14 protein-coding genes and 1 pseudogene are annotated in these 15,401 nt (G+C 66.0%); 9 read left to right on the top strand and 6 right to left on the bottom strand.

Going from position 1 to position 15,401, the window contains the following annotated elements:
• The first annotated feature begins 240 nt into the window (after window positions 1-240).
• From ispG to CWS35_RS04530, 3 genes are all read left to right on the top strand, one after another.
• On the top strand, window positions 241-1,530 hold the full coding sequence (ispG, locus tag CWS35_RS04540) for a flavodoxin-dependent (E)-4-hydroxy-3-methylbut-2-enyl-diphosphate synthase (RefSeq protein ID WP_100950999.1): 1,290 nt from the start codon (window positions 241-243) through the stop codon (window positions 1,528-1,530).
• 238 nt (window positions 1,531-1,768) lie between these two features.
• Window positions 1,769-2,662 carry a TauD/TfdA family dioxygenase gene (locus tag CWS35_RS04535; protein WP_100950997.1) on the top strand — a complete coding sequence of 298 codons (894 nt, stop codon included), beginning with the start codon at window positions 1,769-1,771 and terminating at the stop codon, window positions 2,660-2,662.
• A 123-nt stretch (window positions 2,663-2,785) separates the two neighbouring features.
• A complete protein-coding gene (locus CWS35_RS04530) occupies window positions 2,786-4,126 on the top strand; it encodes a Rieske 2Fe-2S domain-containing protein (protein WP_100950995.1) in 1,341 nt (446 codons plus the stop codon).
• A gap of 149 nt (window positions 4,127-4,275) precedes the next feature.
• Here the strand turns inward: CWS35_RS04530 and CWS35_RS04525 are convergent, their stop codons facing one another.
• Together CWS35_RS04525 and CWS35_RS04520 are read right to left on the bottom strand one after the other, a co-directional pair.
• Entirely contained in the window at window positions 4,276-5,883 is a 1,608-nt protein-coding gene (locus tag CWS35_RS04525; RefSeq protein ID WP_168226266.1) for a Na+/H+ antiporter, read from the bottom strand.
• Between the two features lie 106 nt (window positions 5,884-5,989).
• Window positions 5,990-6,364 (bottom strand): nuclear transport factor 2 family protein, encoded by a 375-nt coding sequence (locus tag CWS35_RS04520; protein ID WP_024581922.1) that lies wholly within the window; start codon window positions 6,362-6,364, stop codon window positions 5,990-5,992.
• Window positions 6,365-6,462: 98 nt separating this feature from the next.
• Here CWS35_RS04520 and CWS35_RS04515 point away from each other — a divergent pair, with 98 nt between their 5' ends.
• Window positions 6,463-6,897 (top strand): GFA family protein, encoded by a 435-nt coding sequence (locus CWS35_RS04515; RefSeq protein WP_024581923.1) that lies wholly within the window; start codon window positions 6,463-6,465, stop codon window positions 6,895-6,897.
• Window positions 6,898-6,917: 20 nt separating this feature from the next.
• On the opposite strand, the gene CWS35_RS04510 is transcribed toward CWS35_RS04515, so the two are convergent.
• On the bottom strand, window positions 6,918-7,334 hold the full coding sequence (locus tag CWS35_RS04510; RefSeq protein ID WP_245438870.1) for a hypothetical protein: 417 nt from the start codon (window positions 7,332-7,334) through the stop codon (window positions 6,918-6,920).
• A gap of 202 nt (window positions 7,335-7,536) precedes the next feature.
• Here CWS35_RS04510 and CWS35_RS04505 point away from each other — a divergent pair, with 202 nt between their 5' ends.
• The gene (locus CWS35_RS04505; RefSeq protein ID WP_100956019.1) at window positions 7,537-9,423 is read left to right on the top strand and encodes a caspase family protein; all 1,887 of its coding nucleotides are present in this window, start codon (window positions 7,537-7,539) and stop codon (window positions 9,421-9,423) included.
• Between the two features lie 10 nt (window positions 9,424-9,433).
• Here the strand turns inward: CWS35_RS04505 and CWS35_RS04500 are convergent, their stop codons facing one another.
• Window positions 9,434-10,114 carry a DUF1345 domain-containing protein gene (locus CWS35_RS04500; protein WP_024581926.1) on the bottom strand — a complete coding sequence of 227 codons (681 nt, stop codon included), beginning with the start codon at window positions 10,112-10,114 and terminating at the stop codon, window positions 9,434-9,436.
• 18 nt (window positions 10,115-10,132) lie between these two features.
• A complete protein-coding gene (locus CWS35_RS04495) occupies window positions 10,133-11,053 on the bottom strand; it encodes a polyprenyl synthetase family protein (RefSeq protein WP_024581927.1) in 921 nt (306 codons plus the stop codon).
• Window positions 11,054-11,252: 199 nt separating this feature from the next.
• Between CWS35_RS04495 and mtgA the strand changes: the two genes are divergently transcribed.
• The 3 genes from mtgA (at window position 11,253) to CWS35_RS04480 (ending at window position 13,054) form a co-directional block, all read left to right on the top strand.
• Entirely contained in the window at window positions 11,253-11,924 is a 672-nt protein-coding gene (gene mtgA, locus CWS35_RS04490; RefSeq protein WP_024581928.1) for a monofunctional biosynthetic peptidoglycan transglycosylase, read from the top strand.
• A gap of 160 nt (window positions 11,925-12,084) precedes the next feature.
• Window positions 12,085-12,270, top strand: coding sequence for a 50S ribosomal protein L32 (rpmF, locus tag CWS35_RS04485; protein WP_021077536.1), 186 nt, complete (start codon window positions 12,085-12,087; stop codon window positions 12,268-12,270).
• A 145-nt stretch (window positions 12,271-12,415) separates the two neighbouring features.
• Window positions 12,416-13,054, top strand: coding sequence for a hypothetical protein (locus CWS35_RS04480; RefSeq protein WP_100950991.1), 639 nt, complete (start codon window positions 12,416-12,418; stop codon window positions 13,052-13,054).
• Between the two features lie 79 nt (window positions 13,055-13,133).
• On the opposite strand, the gene CWS35_RS04475 is transcribed toward CWS35_RS04480, so the two are convergent.
• Window positions 13,134-13,415: a hypothetical protein gene (locus tag CWS35_RS04475; protein ID WP_024581930.1), complete on the bottom strand. Its 282-nt coding sequence runs from the start codon at window positions 13,413-13,415 to the stop codon at window positions 13,134-13,136.
• 219 nt (window positions 13,416-13,634) lie between these two features.
• Between CWS35_RS04475 and CWS35_RS04470 the strand changes: the two are divergent.
• A pseudogene (locus tag CWS35_RS04470) lies at window positions 13,635-15,325 on the top strand (EAL domain-containing protein).
• Window positions 15,326-15,401: the final 76 nt, after the last annotated feature.

The following is a 15,401-nucleotide window of genomic DNA, read 5'->3' as shown; positions in this document are numbered from 1 at the left end:
TTCTTAATGCAATGCTAAGATGCTCCGGATCACATGAAAAGCTGTCACTTTGCCCTTTGATTCACCCCAATTCGGTCCAATATAGCTGACCATGCACGCCGCCGCCGCATGGCTTGCGTTTGGCCTCAATCGGCGGCATAAGCTGTTGAATTCACTCCGAAACATGTCCGTTTGGCCTGCCCTGCGCAGGGCCCATCGCCCCCTTGGTGAATGTCACCGAAACCTGATATTCGAGACGCCATGAACAAGCCCGAGATTTTGCCGCAAGACGACGTCGCAGGTCCTCAGCCGCGGCACCACACCACGCAGGTCATGGTCGGCAATGTCGCCGTCGGTGGCGGTGCGCCGATCGTCGTGCAGTCGATGACCAACACCGACACCGCCGACATCGACGGCACCATCGCCCAGGTCGCAGCGCTCAGCCGCGCCGGCTCCGAGATGGTGCGCATCACCGTCGACCGCGAGGAAGCAGCCGCCGCCGTGCCGCACATCCGTGACGGCCTGCGCAAGCGCGGCATCACCACGCCCTTGATCGGTGACTTCCACTACATCGGCCACAAGCTGCTCGCCGAGTATCCGGCCTGTGCCGAGGCGCTCGACAAGTACCGCATCAATCCCGGCAATGTCGGCTTCAAGAACAAGCGCGACACCCAGTTCGCCGACATCATCGAGATCGCCAACAAGAACGACAAGCCGGTGCGCATCGGCGCCAATTGGGGCTCGCTCGACCAGGAGCTGCTCACCAAGCTGATGGACGAGAACACCACGTCGCCGAACCCGCGCGACGCCCGCGCGGTGACCCGCGAGGCGATGGTGCAGTCGGCCTTGCTGTCGGCGGCCCGCGCCCAAGAGCTCGGCATGCCGAAGAACAAGATGATCCTGTCGGCCAAGGTCTCCGCCGTGCAGGACCTGATCGCGGTTTACCAGGAACTGGCACGCCGCTCGGACTATGCGATCCATCTCGGCCTCACCGAAGCCGGCATGGGCTCGAAGGGCATCGTCGCCTCCTCGGCCGCGCTCGGCATCCTGTTGCAGCAGGGCATCGGCGATACCATCCGCATCTCGCTGACGCCGGAGCCCGGCGGCGATCGCACGCTGGAAGTGCAGGTCGCGCAGGAATTGCTGCAGACCATGGGCTTCCGCACCTTCGTGCCGCTGGTTGCGGCCTGCCCGGGTTGTGGCCGCACCACCTCGACCACGTTCCAGGAGCTGGCGCGTTCGATCCAGGATTTCATCCGCGACGAGATGCCGGCCTGGAAGACCAAGTATCCGGGCGTCGAAGAGCTCAACGTCGCGGTCATGGGCTGCATCGTCAACGGCCCCGGCGAGTCCAAGCACGCCAATATCGGCATCTCGCTGCCCGGCACCGGCGAAGCGCCGGCCGCGCCCGTGTTCGTCGACGGCAAGAAGTTCCGCACCCTGCGCGGTCCGGGCATCGCCGCCGACTTCAAGGCGCTGGTGATCGACTATATCGACCAGCGCTACGGCAACGGCGCCAAACTGCCGGAGACGGCAGGCGCCGCGGAGTAAGCCGCTACTCTCGCAATACACTCCACCGTCGTCCCGGCGAAGGCCGGGACCCATAACCACAGGCCGTGGTTGTGGCGCGAGATGGGGGTGCGAGCCTTCGCCAAACCCAATCCTGTGGTGATGGGTCCCGGATCGGCGCTGCGCTTGTCCGGGACGACAGATATGTTTGCGGTGCAGATTGCGCTTCCATCGATGAGCGCTACGATGCTCCCAATCAAGAATGATTGGGAGAACGCCCATGAGCTCGCTGTCCGGCAAACAGGGTCCGCGCTATCGGCACGTCGCCGGTGAGTCCGAGCCTTATGAGACCATCGGCGTCGAGAAGCTGACGCCGATCATCGGCGCGGAGATCTCCGGCGTCGATATCGGCAAGCTGGTCAATGACGAAGCGCGCTCCAACCATCAGATGGATGAGATCCATCGCGCGCTCGCCGAGAACCTTGTCATCTTCTTCCGCGACCAGCACATCACGCCCCAACAACATCTCGCCTTCGGCCGCAAGTTCGGTGACCTGCACGTCCATCCGGCCGCGCCCAATGAGGGCGATCCGGCGCTGATGAAGATCTACGCCGACAAGGATAGCCCACGCGCCAATGGCGAGGGCTGGCATACCGACGTGTCCTGCGACCTCGAGCCGCCGATGGGCTCGATCCTCTACATCAAGCAGTGCCCGCCGCGCGGCGGCGACACGCTGTTCGCCAACATGTACGCGGCCTATGAGGCGCTGTCGGACCGCATGAAGGCCTATCTCGACGGACTGACCGCGCTGCATGACGGCGAGCAGACTTATCGTGGCCTATACGCCAATTACGGCGTCGCCGACAAGCGCGACTATCCCCGCGCCGAGCATCCGGTGGTTCGCACCCATCCGGTGACGGGCAAGAAATCGCTCTACGTCAATCGCGGCTTCACCCGCTTCATCATCGGCATCCCGCGCGACGAGAGCGACGCGATGCTGGCCTATCTCTATCGGCACGCCGAGAACCCGCTGTTCCAGTGCCGCTTCCGCTGGAGTGAGAACGCGATCGCGTTCTGGGACAACCGCTGCGCCCAGCACCGTGCGATGTGGGATTACTGGCCGCACACCCGCGCCGGCACGCGGGTGACCGTGAAGGGCGAGCGGCCGGTGTAAGGGAATGCGTAGGGTGGGTTAGCGAAGCGTAACCCACCATCTGCGTGAACAACACGATAGATCGGCGGGCTACGCCTTCGGCTAACCCGCCCTGCCAACAAAAACAAAATCGGGAGGTCGTCGATGCTTCGTGCCGAAGACAACAAATTCCTCACCGAGTCAGGTGAGGGGACCGGGATGGGCGAATTGCTGCGCCGGTTCTGGATCCCGGTGCTGCTGTCGGAAGAGCTGCCGGAGCCGGATAGCGATCCGAAGAAGATCGTTGTCATGGGCGAGGAGCTGCTCGCCTTCCGCGACTCGAGGGGCGTGGTCGGCGTCATCGACCAGTACTGTCCGCATCGCGGCGCCAATCTATGGCTCGGCCGCAACGAGGAGTGCGGCATCCGCTGCGTCTATCACGGCTGGAAGTTCGACACCGATGGCCGCTGCGTCGACATGCCGACGTCGTATCCGGACCTCAACGCCAAGGACCTGATCCGCATCAAGTCCTATCCGGTGCGCGAATGGGGCGACATGATCTGGGCCTATATGGGCCCGGCCGATCAGATGCCCGAATTGCCGGCGCTGGAGATGGCGCTGCTGCCGGCCTCGCATCGCTTCGTCAGCAAGAAGTGGCAGGACTGCAACTGGGTGCAGGCGGTGGAAGGCTCGATCGACACCGCGCATTTCACCTTCGCGCATCTCTCCTTCGAGAAGGAGGAGAACGAGATCCTCGACATCAAGCGGCATTTCGTCAATCCGCTGGCGCGGGTCGCGACCGACCACATGCGCTGGATCGCCGAGGACCCGCGCCCGGTGATCAAGATCAATCCGCACGACGCCGGGCTGACGGTCGCGGGCGGGCGACTCACGGGCAGCGACAATATCTACTGGCGCATCGCCCAGTTCCTGATGCCTTTCCACTCCTATGCGCCGAGCTCGATGCCGGGCGAGAACATGTTCGGCCAGACCTTCGTGCCGGTCACCGACACCAATTGCTGGATCTACACCTATGCCTGGAATTCCGACCGGCCGCTGACCGAAGCCGAGCGCGACGGCTATGCCAATGGCAACGGCGTGATGGCGGTGGTCGACGAGAACTACGTGCCGCTGCGCAACAAGGCAAACGACTATCTGATCGATCGCAAGCTGCAACGGACCAAAAGCTACACCGGCATCAAGGGCGTCTCCGAGCAGGACGCCGCGGTGCAGGACAGCCAGGGCCCAATCGCCGATCGCACCCGCGAGCATCTCGGCCCGACCGACCTCGGCATCCTGCATTTCCGCAAGCTCATGATGGAGGCGGCCCGCGCGCTGCAAAAGGGCGAGGCGCCGCCGCATGCGGCGCACCAGGATCGCTACACCGTGCGCTCCGGCGCCTGCGTCACCAGCAAGACCAAGGATCTCACAGCGGTGATGATCGAACGGTTCGGCGATCCCGCAGGCTTCGTCGGCAGCCCCGGGCAGAACGCGGCGGCGGAGTAAGCCTCCCCCGTCGTCCCGGCGAAAGCCGGGACCCATAACCACAGCGTTGCGTTGTTGAAACGCGCTGTGGCTCCAGCTTCGCAAACCAATCGGTACTTGTGGTAATGGGTCCCGGCTTTCGCCGGGACGACGTGTGGAGACATCCCGCGCTACAACGGTATCCTGCGATACTCGCGGTTCGACAGGCTCGCCTCCTCCAGATCGAGGTCGCGCTCGATGCGGCGTCGGGTTTCGTCGGTGATCTTGCCGTCGCGCAGCAGCATATGGATGAACTTGCGCTCGGAGGAGATCAGCTCCCGCGTCAGTTCGGTGCCGGTGGCGGAGACGTCGTGCTTGTCGGGGTCGAGCGAGTCGGGCAGCTGGTTGATGCGGATCTCGTGTCGCGAGCGCAGCAGCTTGATCACCTCGTCGGAGAGCTCGCGGTCGTCGGTGATGGCGTCGAGCGACTTCAGTGCCGCGTTCAGCGCCTCGCGCCGCGCGGTGATCTCCTGTTCGTGCTCGGCGATATGCTCGCTGCGGCCGTCCTTGGCGAGGCCGAGCCAGCGCACCACCGGCGGCAGGGTGAGGCCAAGCCCGACCAGGGTCACGAAGATCACGCCGAAGGCGACGAACAGGATCAGGTCACGATACGGGAAGGCCTCGCCGCTCGGCAGCGTCAGGGGCAGCGCCAGCGCCGCGGCGAGCGAGACCGCACCGCGCACGCCGGTGAAGGCGACCACGAACACCGCCCGCCACGACGGCAGCGGATCGCGCTCGCGCACCCGCTTGCTGAGCCAGCGCGGCAGATAGGTGCCGGGAAACACCCAGAGGAAGCGCGCGGCGATCACGATGGCGGCAACCAGCACGGTGGCGGTGAGGATGTCGTGCAGCGGAAACGACTTCGACTTCTCGTACAGCGAGCGCATCTGGAAGCCGGTCAACAGGAACAGCAGGCCCTCGATCAGGTAGATGATCAAATCCCAGAAGAAGATGCCCTGCAGGCGCGTCGCGGCGGAGATCAGCAGCGGTCCGTTCCAGCTCATGTAGAGCCCGCAGGCGACGGTCGCGATCACGCCGCTGCCGCCGAAATGCTCGGGGACCCAGTAGGCGAGATAGGGGGTGATCAGCGACAGCGTGATCTCGACCTGCGGATCCCGGGCACGGCGGCGGGCGCGCAGGCTGAGCCAGCCGACCGCGGTGCCGAATGCGATCTCGCAGGCGACGATGACGAAGAAGGTGCCGGTCGCCTTCGGCAGCGAGAACAGCCCGGTGGTGATGGCGGCGAGCGCGAAGCGATAGAGGATCAGCGCGGTGGCGTCATTGGCGAGCCCTTCGCCCTCGAGGATCACCAGGATGCGGCGGGGCATGCCGAGCTTGCGCGCGATCGCCAGTGGCGCGACCACGTCGGGCGGCGCGACGATGGCTCCGAGCAGGAAGCCGATGCTCCAGGGCAGGCCGATCACATAGTGGGTCGCGGCCGCCACCATGAAGGCGGTGAAGATCACGCAGCCGACCGACAGCAGGATGATCGGCCGCAGATTGGCCTTGAACTCGCGCCAGCTCATCGCAACGCTGGCCGAATAGATCAGCGGCGGCAGCACCACCAGAAGCACCAGCTCGGGCGGCAGTTCCAGCGACGGCATGCCCGGCACGAAGGCGAGCACGATGCCGACCAGCAGCAGCAGGATCGCCGGCGCGATATCGGTCCGCCGCGCCACCAGCGCGGTTCCCGCCAGTACGCCGAGCAAGGTGAGGAAAATCTGAAACTTGGCTTCCATAATGGGCTCAATTCGCCCGGAAACCACCGCCAGTCAATGCGGTCCGGCCGGTGCCGGACCGCGAGAGCGTGTCATAAAGCTGTCGCGGGTCTGCGCGCCCGGCCGGTCAGTCCCTGAGGTCGTAGCGGTAGGACTTCGAGACGATCTGCCAGCCGTCGGCGAGCTTCATCGCGACCAGATAGTCGGTGAAGAACCGCGGCGGCAGCTGGCAACGCACCTTGATGAAGGCGGTGTTGTCGTCGGAGCGGTCGATGGTGACGATGAAGTCCTCGCGCGGCTTGCCTTCGGCCTGCGCCGACGGCCGCTTGCGCACCCAGGCGAGCCAGTCCGGCACGGTCAGGACCTTCAGCTCGCCCTTCTCCACCCAGCGCAGGTCGGCGCTCGGATGAAAGGCAGCGGCGAGCTTGTCGGCATTGCCTTCATAGAGACCGTCGAAATAGGTTTGCACGACGTTTTCGACGCTGGATCGATCTTGGCTCATTGGTGGTCCTCCCGGCCGGAATTGATCTGCTAGGATTTAGCCATGAACTGCCGGACCGCGCTATGGCCGGCGGCAAAATTCTGCGTGAGGGACCAGTCGTGACTGCATCCGCAAATTCGAACAATCGGATCCTGAGCGGTGAATGCTTCTGCCGCGACGTGCGCTATGAGGTGGCCGACGCCTTTGCCTATGCGATGAATTGTCACTGCTCGAATTGCCGGCGCGCCACTGGATCGGCGTTCAAGCCGTTCGCGGGAATCGTGCGCGAAAAATTCGCCGTTGTCAGCGGCGCCGATGGCCTTCTGATCTACGGCGACGAGACCACCCATGACGCGCATTGCGGCCGCTGCGGCTCGCTGCTCTATTCGCAGGTTCGCAACGGCGCCTATGTCCATGTCACGATGGGGACGCTGAATGACGCGCCGGCGATCCGGCCGACCGCGCATATCTTCGTCGGTTCGAAGGCGCCATGGGACGAGATCACCGACGATCTGCCGCAGTATCAGGAGCACGTGACGCGAGACGGAAAATAGATGGCGGGGAATAAATCTGCTCAAGGCAAGTTCTTGCCCTGAGTTTGGTCCGCCTGCGTCGCTGGCGTCTCGGACGGTCCCAGCGAGAACGCGAGCACGACGTCGTCGGCGCGCTGCTTGAACTCCTTGCCGACCGCGGTGCGGGCTGCGTCGGCAAGTTCCTGCAATGGCTTGTCCTGGAGCAGGTTCGGGAAGGTGACCGTCACCGATGTGAGCCGGCCATTGTGCCAGTTGAAGCCGACCGCCGGTTTGACCCCGACCATCGCGAAGAGGTCGTTCTCGACGGCTTTGGCGTGCTTGAAGCCGTCGAACACGGCGTCGACCAGGCCGCATCCCGCGGCGCAGCCGGCCAGCAGCGCAAGCGCGATGAGATTTCGGGCCATGCCGCCGATGGTGCGGGATCGGTAGGCTGGAACCGGTGCGCTTGCGCCCTGCATGACGTCCTCCGTGTCTTGTTCTCGTTGCCCCGATGGTGCCCGAAATGTCGCCACCAGCCAAATCCGAACCACTGCTCTGTTTCGTCGACTAACAGTCAGGATGCGCGGTCCCCGCCGGCACCGATCGTGAGGCGCCTCACAAAGCCGGCCGCTTGCTTCTGGTAATTGGACCTGCATGCTGGGAAAGGGCGAGAGTGTCGCCATGAATGGGTCTGGGCTCTTGAAACTGAAACGACTGCTGCTGGCGGTGGCCGCCGTTCTGCTGATCGTCTGCCAGCCGGCCTTTGCCGAGAAGCGCGTGGCGCTGGTGCTCGGCAACTCCGCCTACCGGAACACCGCGCCGCTGGCGAACCCGGTCAACGATGCCGCGGTGATGGCCGCGACGCTGAAGAATGCCGGCTTCGATGTGGTCGATTTCCGCAAGGACCTGCCCGCGATCGAAACCCGCCGCGCGCTGCGCGAATTCGCCGACCTCGCCCGCGATGCCGATATCGCATTGGTGTACTACGCCGGCCACGGCATCGAGGTCGACGGCGCCAATTACCTGATCCCGGTCGATGCCCGCCTGGAGCGCGACACCGACGTCTATGACGAGGCGTTCTCGCTGGATCGCATCCTGGTCGCGATCGAGCCGGCCCGGAAACTCCGGCTGGTGATCCTCGATGCCTGCCGCGACAACCCGTTCGCCAAGACCATGAAGCGGACGCTGGCGACCCGGGCGATCGGACAGGGCCTCGCCAAGGTCGAGCCGACCAGCCCGAACGTGCTGATCGCCTATTCGGCCAAGGCCGGCTCGACCGCAGCCGACGGCGACGGCAAGAACAGCCCGTTCACGATCGCGCTGTCCAAGTTCCTGCCGACCCCCGGTCTCGATGTGCGCCGCGCCTTCGGCTATGTCCGCGACGAGGTGCTGAAGACCACCAACAACCGCCAGGAGCCGTTCGTCTATGGCTCCCTCGGCGGCGAGGACGTGCCGCTGGTGCCGGCACCGGCCAAGCCGGCGCCCGCCGCTGCTGCCGCGCCTGCGGCGCCGGCACCGACGCCGCAGTCGGAGGCCCGTCGCGATTACGAGCTCGCGCTGCAGATCGGCAACAAGAGCGCGATGAACGCCTTCCTCGCCCAGTACCCCAACGGCTATTACGCCAACCTCGCCAGGTTGCAGCTGGAGAAGTTCGGGGCGGAGGAGGCCCGCGTCGCCGCCACCGAGAAGGCGCGTCTGGCCGAGCAGGAGCGCGCACGGCTCGCCGCCGAGGGTGCGCAGAAGGCGCAGCAGGCCAAGGCCGAAGCCGATGCAAAGGCGGCCGAGGCGGCGCGCCTTGCCGCGGAGCGGGCCAAGCAGATCGCGCAGGAGCAGGTCGCGGCCGCTGAGCAGAAGCGGCAGGCGGATGCTGCGGTCGCCGATCGGGCCGCCGCGGATAAGCCGGTTACCGATCAGGCGGCAAGCCCTGCCGCCGCAGCAGCGCCGGCTCCAGCCGAGAAGGGCACGACCGTTGCCGCGCTGGCCACCGGTTCGCCGGAGGCCGATGTCGTCAAGTCGGTGCAGACCGAGCTGCGCCGCGTCGGTTGCCTGACCGGTGCGGTCGACGGCGACTGGAACGCGGCCTCACAACGCTCGCTGACGCTGTTCAACCGCTACGCCGGCACCAAGCTCGACATCAAGGCCGCGAACGCCGACACGCTCGATGCCATCAGGCTGAAGCAGGCGCGTGTCTGCCCGCTGGTCTGCGAGCATGGCTACAAGGCGGACGGCGATCGCTGCACCAGGATCGTGTGCGCCGAGGGCGCCTTCCTCAACGACGACAATGAATGCGAGAAGCGGCGCGAGCGGAAGCCGGTTGCCAGGCGCGACAGCGACGAGCGGCCGTCGCGGCGCGAGCGCGCCTTCCATCCGCAGCGCGAACGGCTCGAACCATCGATGCCGTCGGCGGAGGCGCCGCGCCCGCGCGGCCGCGCCAGGGCCGAAGGCGGCGGCGGTCAGATCGTCTGCGATGCCTATGCGTGCCGTCCGGTCCGGCATGGCTGCCACATCGAGTACCGCGGCGGCGGCGGTCCCGGCCTCGGCGTCGGCAATGTCGAGTCCTGCAATTAGTGCTGAATGGTCAGATCAAGCTCGCCGCGATGTTGACCATCAGCGCCAGCAGCGCGGTGTTGAACACGAATGAGATGATGCCGTGCACGGTCGCGGTGCGGCGGATGATCTTGTCGGTGATGCCGACGTCGGAGACCTGCGCGGTCATGCCGATCACGAACGAGAAATAGACGAAATCCCAATAGTCGGCGTCGACATGCTCGTCGCCACTCGGAAACTGCAATCCGCCGGGCGTCTTGCCGCGGTAGAACTCGTGGGCGTAGTGCAGCGAGAACGCGGTGTGGACCACCGCCCATGACAGCGTGATGGTGACGATCGCCACCGCCAGCCCGGCCGGGCTGCCCTTGGAGGCGCCGAGTTCGAACACGATGGCGAGCAGGCTTGCCAGCGCGCCGGACGCGGTCAGCAGCAGGATCAGGAAACGGCCGTCGTCCTGCAAGATGGCGCTGCGCTTGATGTGGGCGACCCCACAGCGCAGCATCATCACATAGGCGAGCAGAAGATAGAGCGCGGCGAAGGCGTCCCAGCCGGCGAGCAGGCGCGTGACCAGGCGCGTCGAGCCGGGGATCAGCAGCGCGACGGCGATGCCGACCGCGATCGAGACGAAGGTTCGCGGCCGGCCCACGACGATGCGGACCGGCATCGGCAGCTTGCGGAAGCGAACAAGGCGATCGTCGAACTCCTTGTTCATTCCGCGGGTCGCCTTCGGCTAGTTCTTGCGCTCGGCGACGAAGCGGGCGGCCGCGCGCAGCACGTCGCCGCGGCTGCCGAACAGCGACAGCGCGGCGTCGGCGCGCGCCAACAGGTCGCGCACGCGCTGCTTGGCGCCGTCGATGCCGAGCTGGGTGACGAAGGTGGTCTTGCCGAGCGCAGCGTCGGCACCGGCCGGCTTGCCGAGTGCGGCGGCATCACCCTCGACATCGAGCAGGTCGTCGGCGATCTGGAAGGCCTCGCCGAGCGCTTTGCCGTAATCGTCGAGCGCCTGGTATTCCCTCTCGGAGGACTGGCCGAGGATCGCGCCGGCGATGCAGCCGAACCGCAACAGTGCGCCGGTCTTCATCTGTTGCAGGCGGGCGACGTCGACCGGCTCGCGGTCGCCGAAGCGGCCTTCGCCGGCGAGGTCGAGGATCTGGCCGCCGGCCATGCCGCCGACCCCGGAGGCGCGCGCCAGTGCGCGGGTCAAGAGCAGGCGTACCGTCGGGTCCTTGTGGATCGCGTCGCGGGTGATGATGTCGAAGGCGATCGTCAACAGCGCGTCGCCGGCGAGGATCGCGGTGGCGTCGTCATAGGCCTTGTGCAGGGTCGGGCGGCCGCGGCGCAGGTCGGAATTGTCCATCGCCGGCAGATCGTCATGGATCAGCGAGTAGCAGTGGATGCATTCCAGCGCGGCGCCGGCCAGCAGCGCGGCTTCGCGCGGGATGCCGAACACCGCCGCGCTCTCGACCACGAGGAACGGCCGCAGCCGCTTGCCGCCGCCAAGGCTCGAATAGCGCATCGCTTCGATCAGCCGCTTCGGCCGCACGATCTCGTCGCTCTCGGTCGCATCCGACAGCAGCTTCGCGAGCAGGGCTTCGGTATCCTCCGCGGTCTGGTCCAGCCGCTTGGAAAACTCTGCAGTACCGGTCGTCATTAAGAATTGCTCCAGATCGATTTTCGGCCGGACAATCGTTGATGGCATCGGCTTCGTCAATTCCACCCTGCGGCGGATTCGCGCCTTAAAAGTGCTGGAAAAACCGTGAATTATCCCGCAGACCTCTGACGGCGCCGGCCGTGGTCTGGCGGGCGGGCCCTAAATCCTCCTGGAAAGGTTCTCCCCGGAAACCCCCGTTTTGCGCATCGTCCGAATTTTATTGCTGCTTTTGCTGGCCCTGCTGTTGCTGCCCTATCTGGTGACGCCGTTCTACCGCAGCGGCCAGCCGGTTTCGGCCCTGATGGCGTGGCGGACGCTGACGGGCGCTCCCGTCACCCGGCACTGGCTCGATTTCGGCGCCATGTCGCCCTACCTGCCGCGGTCCGTGGTCGGCTCGGAAGACGCCCATTTCTGCAAGCATCACGGCGTCGATTGGGGTGCGCTGCGCGAGGTGATCGACGATGCCGGGGATGGTGAGGTGGCCCGCGGCGGCTCGACCATCACCCAGCAGGTGGCCAAGAACCTGTTCCTGTGGTCCGGCCGCAGCGTGATCCGCAAGGGGCTGGAACTGCCGCTGGCGCTCTGGATCGATTTCGTGCTGCCGAAGCAGCGGATCCTGGAAATCTACCTCAATATCGCAGAAATGGGCCCGTCCGGGCAGTTTGGCGCCGAGGCCGGTGCCCAATACGCCTTCGGCCGGTCGGCGGCGACCCTCTCCCCTCGCGAAGCCGCGCTTTTGGCGGCAATCCTGCCGAACCCGGTCAAGAGAAGCGCCCGGAACCCGGGGCCGGGGGTGCGGCGGCTGTCCGGGACCTATATGGTCCGGGCCGGCAAGGTGGAGCGCTGCTGGCGCGAAAATCGCGGCTCCTGAGGCCGATTTCGGGCGCATTTTGCTGTCTCCGGGCCTAGCTTTACGCAGCCCCTTCCTCTATAAGCGCGGCCTTACCGGCATCGCAGCTGGCGCTTTGGAGCGCTGTGCGCTCGTCCGCATTGCGGACGATGCCTTCGCAACACCCCTAGAGGACACCGTCATGGCCGTTCCCAGAAGAAAAACCTCGCCGTCGCGCCGTGGCATGCGCCGTTCGGCCGATGCGATCAAGACCCCGACCTATGTCGAGGACAAGGACTCCGGCGAGCTGCGCCGCCCGCACCACCTCGACCTGAAGACCGGCATGTACAAGGGCCGCCAGGTCCTGAAGGCCAAGAAAGAGTCCTGATCGGACCTTCGGCTGCCGCGCCGTCTCAGACACACGGCGCTGCGCCCGAATTCGGCCAACGAGTGCGGTCAAGACGGGCGCGTTCGCGGCGAGGCCTATAGGCGTCGCCGCATTGCTGGTTCTCCCTGAATAAGGCCCAAGCCCGATGGTCGGTTTTCCGCTGCTGCTCGTTCCGCTCGCGGTCTACAACATCATCGCCTTCCTGATGCCGGGCGTGTCCTTTACGGACCCGCTGATCAGGCTGACCTTGCTGTCGGGCGAGCAATGGCAGATCACGCTCAGCGACATGCTGCTCGCTGCCGGCGTGCTGCTGTTGCTGCTCGAGGTCATCAAGGGCGCACGCCCCGGCGCGAAATATCTCACCGACCACCTGCTGTCGCTGATCGTGTTCGGCGCTGCCGCCGCCGAATTCGTGCTCTGGCCGAAATTCGGCAACTCGACCTATTGCCTGCTCACGCTGCTGGCGCTGGTCGATTTCATTTCCGGAGTTGCGCTGCGCACCCGCCGTCGTGCGGCAGTTGCAGCCGCCGCCCCCGCACCGAGCGTCAGCGAGCCGCAGCCTGAGGCGCCGGCGCCCGCGCCTGCCGTGCAGCCCGCTGCGCGGATCGAGCCTGCGCCTGTCGCAGCACCGGCCCCTGCCGCGCCGCCGCCGGCCGCTCCGGTTCCTCCAGCGACGTCGGTTGCTGAATCCGTGCTGCTCGATCCGTCCGCGCCCAAGCCGACGGTCACCTCACCCGACTTGCAGCCGGGCGGCCAGCCGCCATCGGACACGCCGCAGCGCTGAGAAAACGCTCCAGCAAGTTTCTTGTTTGTGCGTGATCTTTTCGGAGTGCTAACGCGGCCCTCCGGGGCCGGACCATGCGCTAGATGATCTGCCGCGTCCGTCGCGCCACGCTGCGGCGCTCGTCGAAATGCGGGCCGTAAGCGCTTTGCGCGTCGGCCAATGACCCACGCCGCTGCCCGCGGGTCTGCGGCTCATGCGCCGCGGTCGCGATCAGCTGCGCCACAAAGGACGGATCGGCGTGCAGCAGCGGGATCTTGGGCGCCCAATGGGTGGTCACGGCGAGCGGCACCAGCGCTGTGCAGGGCGCTTCGGCATCGCCCGTGACCTCGCCGTCCGGTACTTCTGGTTGTTCGTCGAACATCGGCTGCGACCCGTTGCTGCGTCATAGTTTGGGACGTTGCGTCCCTCCGCAACCTCACCGTGGCAAGGGGCATGCCTGCCGTGCCCAGTTCGTTCCCGGAGATCGGAAAACGTGGTTTCCGGATTATTTATCAACTTCTCCTAGCGTTGGATTCGCCGGAACCACTATCTTGAGGGCGCGTAGAATCACCGGGCGCCGTCCCAAATCGAGACATGTGCGATGCCCCCTGTCCCGCCAGCTGCCAGCATCCTCGCCTCGCTCGGCCAGGCCACATTCGCCTGGGACCTTGCGACCGACGTGATCGCCTGGAGCGACAATGTGGCGACGGTCTTGCCGGAGATTCCTGGCACGGCGCTGGCGACCGGTGCCGAATTCGCAAAGCTGATCGAGCCGCAGCGCTCGGTGCGCACGGATGCGATCGGCCAGGCCACGCATGTGCCGGGTGGGGAGGGCGTTCCCTACCGGATCGAGTATGGCGTGCGCGCCGTGACCTCCGCGCCGGTGATCTGGATCGAGGAGACCGGTTGCTGGTTCGCCGGCGCCGACGGCAGGCCGGCGCGTGCGGAGGGCGTCGTCCGCATCAACAATGAACGGCACGCCCGCGACGAGCAGCTCCTGAAACTGTCGCGGCACGACCCGCTCACCAACGAGCTCAACCGCACCCATCTGATCGCATCGCTCGCGGAGACGATCGAGGAGTGCGCGCGCTTCCGCTCCTCCTGCGCCTTCATGCTGATCGGCATCGATCATCTGGCGCGCGTCAACGATGCCTTCGGCTTCGATGTCGCCGACGCCGTCATCGCCGAGATCGCGAGGCGGATCCGGGCGCGGCTGCGCAGTGGCGACATGCTCGGCCGCTTCTCCGGCAACAAGTTCGGCCTGATCCTGCGCAACTGCACCGTCGACGACACCAATGTCGCGGCCGAGCGCTTCCTCGGCGCCGTTCGCGACGAGGTGGTGCCGACCAAGTCCGGCCCGGTGTCGGTGACGGCTTCGATCGGCGCCGTCACCATCCCCCGCCATGCCAAGTCGGCAGAAGAGGCGGTCAATCGCGCCCAGGAGACGCTTGACGCCGCCAAGAGCCGCCGCGCCGGATCGTTCGCGCTGTGGAAGCCGAATGTCGAGCGCGATGCCCAGCGCCGCGTCAACATTCGCGTCACCGACGAGATCGTCACTGCGCTGAACGAGCGCCGCATCGTGATCGGCTTCGAGCCCGTTGTCGACGCGCGATCGCGGCAGCCTTCGTTCTACGAATGCCTGGTCCGCATGGAGCAGCAGGATGGCCAGGCACTGCTGGCACCCGATATCGTCCCGGTTGCTGAACGGCTCGGCCTGATCCGGCTGGTCGATCACCGCGTGCTGGAGCTCGCGATCGCCGAACTCGCCGCCGCCCCCGATGTGCAGCTCAGCCTCAACATCTCGCCCGACACCACGATGGACCCGACTGGTGGGCCACCATCGAATCGTTGATGCGCGCGCATCCCGGCGTCGGCGAGCGGTTGATCGTCGAGATCACCGAGACGGTCGCGATCCAGGATATCGACGACGTCCGCGGCTTCGTCACGCGGCTGAAGAATTTCGGCAGCCGGATCGCGATCGACGATTTCGGCGCCGGCTACACCTCGTTCCGCAATTTGCGCAAGCTCGGCGTCGACATCGTGAAGATCGACGGCGCCTTCGTGCAGAACATCGTGCGCTCGGCCGACGACCGTGCCTTCGTGCAGACGCTGATCGATCTGGCGCGCCGGCTCGAAATCAAGACGGTTGCCGAATGGGTGCAGCACGAAGAGGCCGCCGTGATGCTGCGCGAATGGGGCTGCGATTTCATCCAGGGCCGCCTGATCGGCCTCGCCTCGCCGGACCGGCCCTGGAATGCGCTGGCGGAGAAGGCCGTCCCCGCCGCCGGCTGACGTCGTCATGGCTGCCCCGCGGGTCATTGCGTTGACCCCGGCCGCCACACCTCATATCCGGCAGCGCAAGCGCGTG

Source organism: Bradyrhizobium sp. SK17 (assembly GCF_002831585.1).
Lineage (GTDB): Bacteria > Pseudomonadota > Alphaproteobacteria > Rhizobiales > Xanthobacteraceae > Bradyrhizobium.
This window is presented reverse-complemented; position numbering and strand designations above follow the sequence as displayed.

What these genes read in the sequence shown, in the direction of transcription:
- CWS35_RS04525 (WP_168226266.1), bottom strand. Translation starts at nt 5,883, where the DNA reads ATGGAAGCCAAGTTTCAGATTTTCCTCACCTTGCTCGGCGTACTGGCG.
- CWS35_RS04535 (WP_100950997.1), top strand. Translation starts at nt 1,769, where the DNA reads ATGAGCTCGCTGTCCGGCAAACAGGGTCCGCGCTATCGGCACGTCGCC.
- CWS35_RS04510 (WP_245438870.1), bottom strand. Translation starts at nt 7,334, where the DNA reads ATGCAGGGCGCAAGCGCACCGGTTCCAGCCTACCGATCCCGCACCATC.
- CWS35_RS04475 (WP_024581930.1), bottom strand. Translation starts at nt 13,415, where the DNA reads ATGTTCGACGAACAACCAGAAGTACCGGACGGCGAGGTCACGGGCGAT.
- ispG (WP_100950999.1), top strand. Translation starts at nt 241, where the DNA reads ATGAACAAGCCCGAGATTTTGCCGCAAGACGACGTCGCAGGTCCTCAG.
- CWS35_RS04480 (WP_100950991.1), top strand. Translation starts at nt 12,416, where the DNA reads ATGGTCGGTTTTCCGCTGCTGCTCGTTCCGCTCGCGGTCTACAACATC.
- CWS35_RS04505 (WP_100956019.1), top strand. Translation starts at nt 7,537, where the DNA reads ATGAATGGGTCTGGGCTCTTGAAACTGAAACGACTGCTGCTGGCGGTG.
- CWS35_RS04530 (WP_100950995.1), top strand. Translation starts at nt 2,786, where the DNA reads ATGCTTCGTGCCGAAGACAACAAATTCCTCACCGAGTCAGGTGAGGGG.
- CWS35_RS04500 (WP_024581926.1), bottom strand. Translation starts at nt 10,114, where the DNA reads ATGAACAAGGAGTTCGACGATCGCCTTGTTCGCTTCCGCAAGCTGCCG.
- CWS35_RS04520 (WP_024581922.1), bottom strand. Translation starts at nt 6,364, where the DNA reads ATGAGCCAAGATCGATCCAGCGTCGAAAACGTCGTGCAAACCTATTTC.
- CWS35_RS04495 (WP_024581927.1), bottom strand. Translation starts at nt 11,053, where the DNA reads ATGACGACCGGTACTGCAGAGTTTTCCAAGCGGCTGGACCAGACCGCG.
- rpmF (WP_021077536.1), top strand. Translation starts at nt 12,085, where the DNA reads ATGGCCGTTCCCAGAAGAAAAACCTCGCCGTCGCGCCGTGGCATGCGC.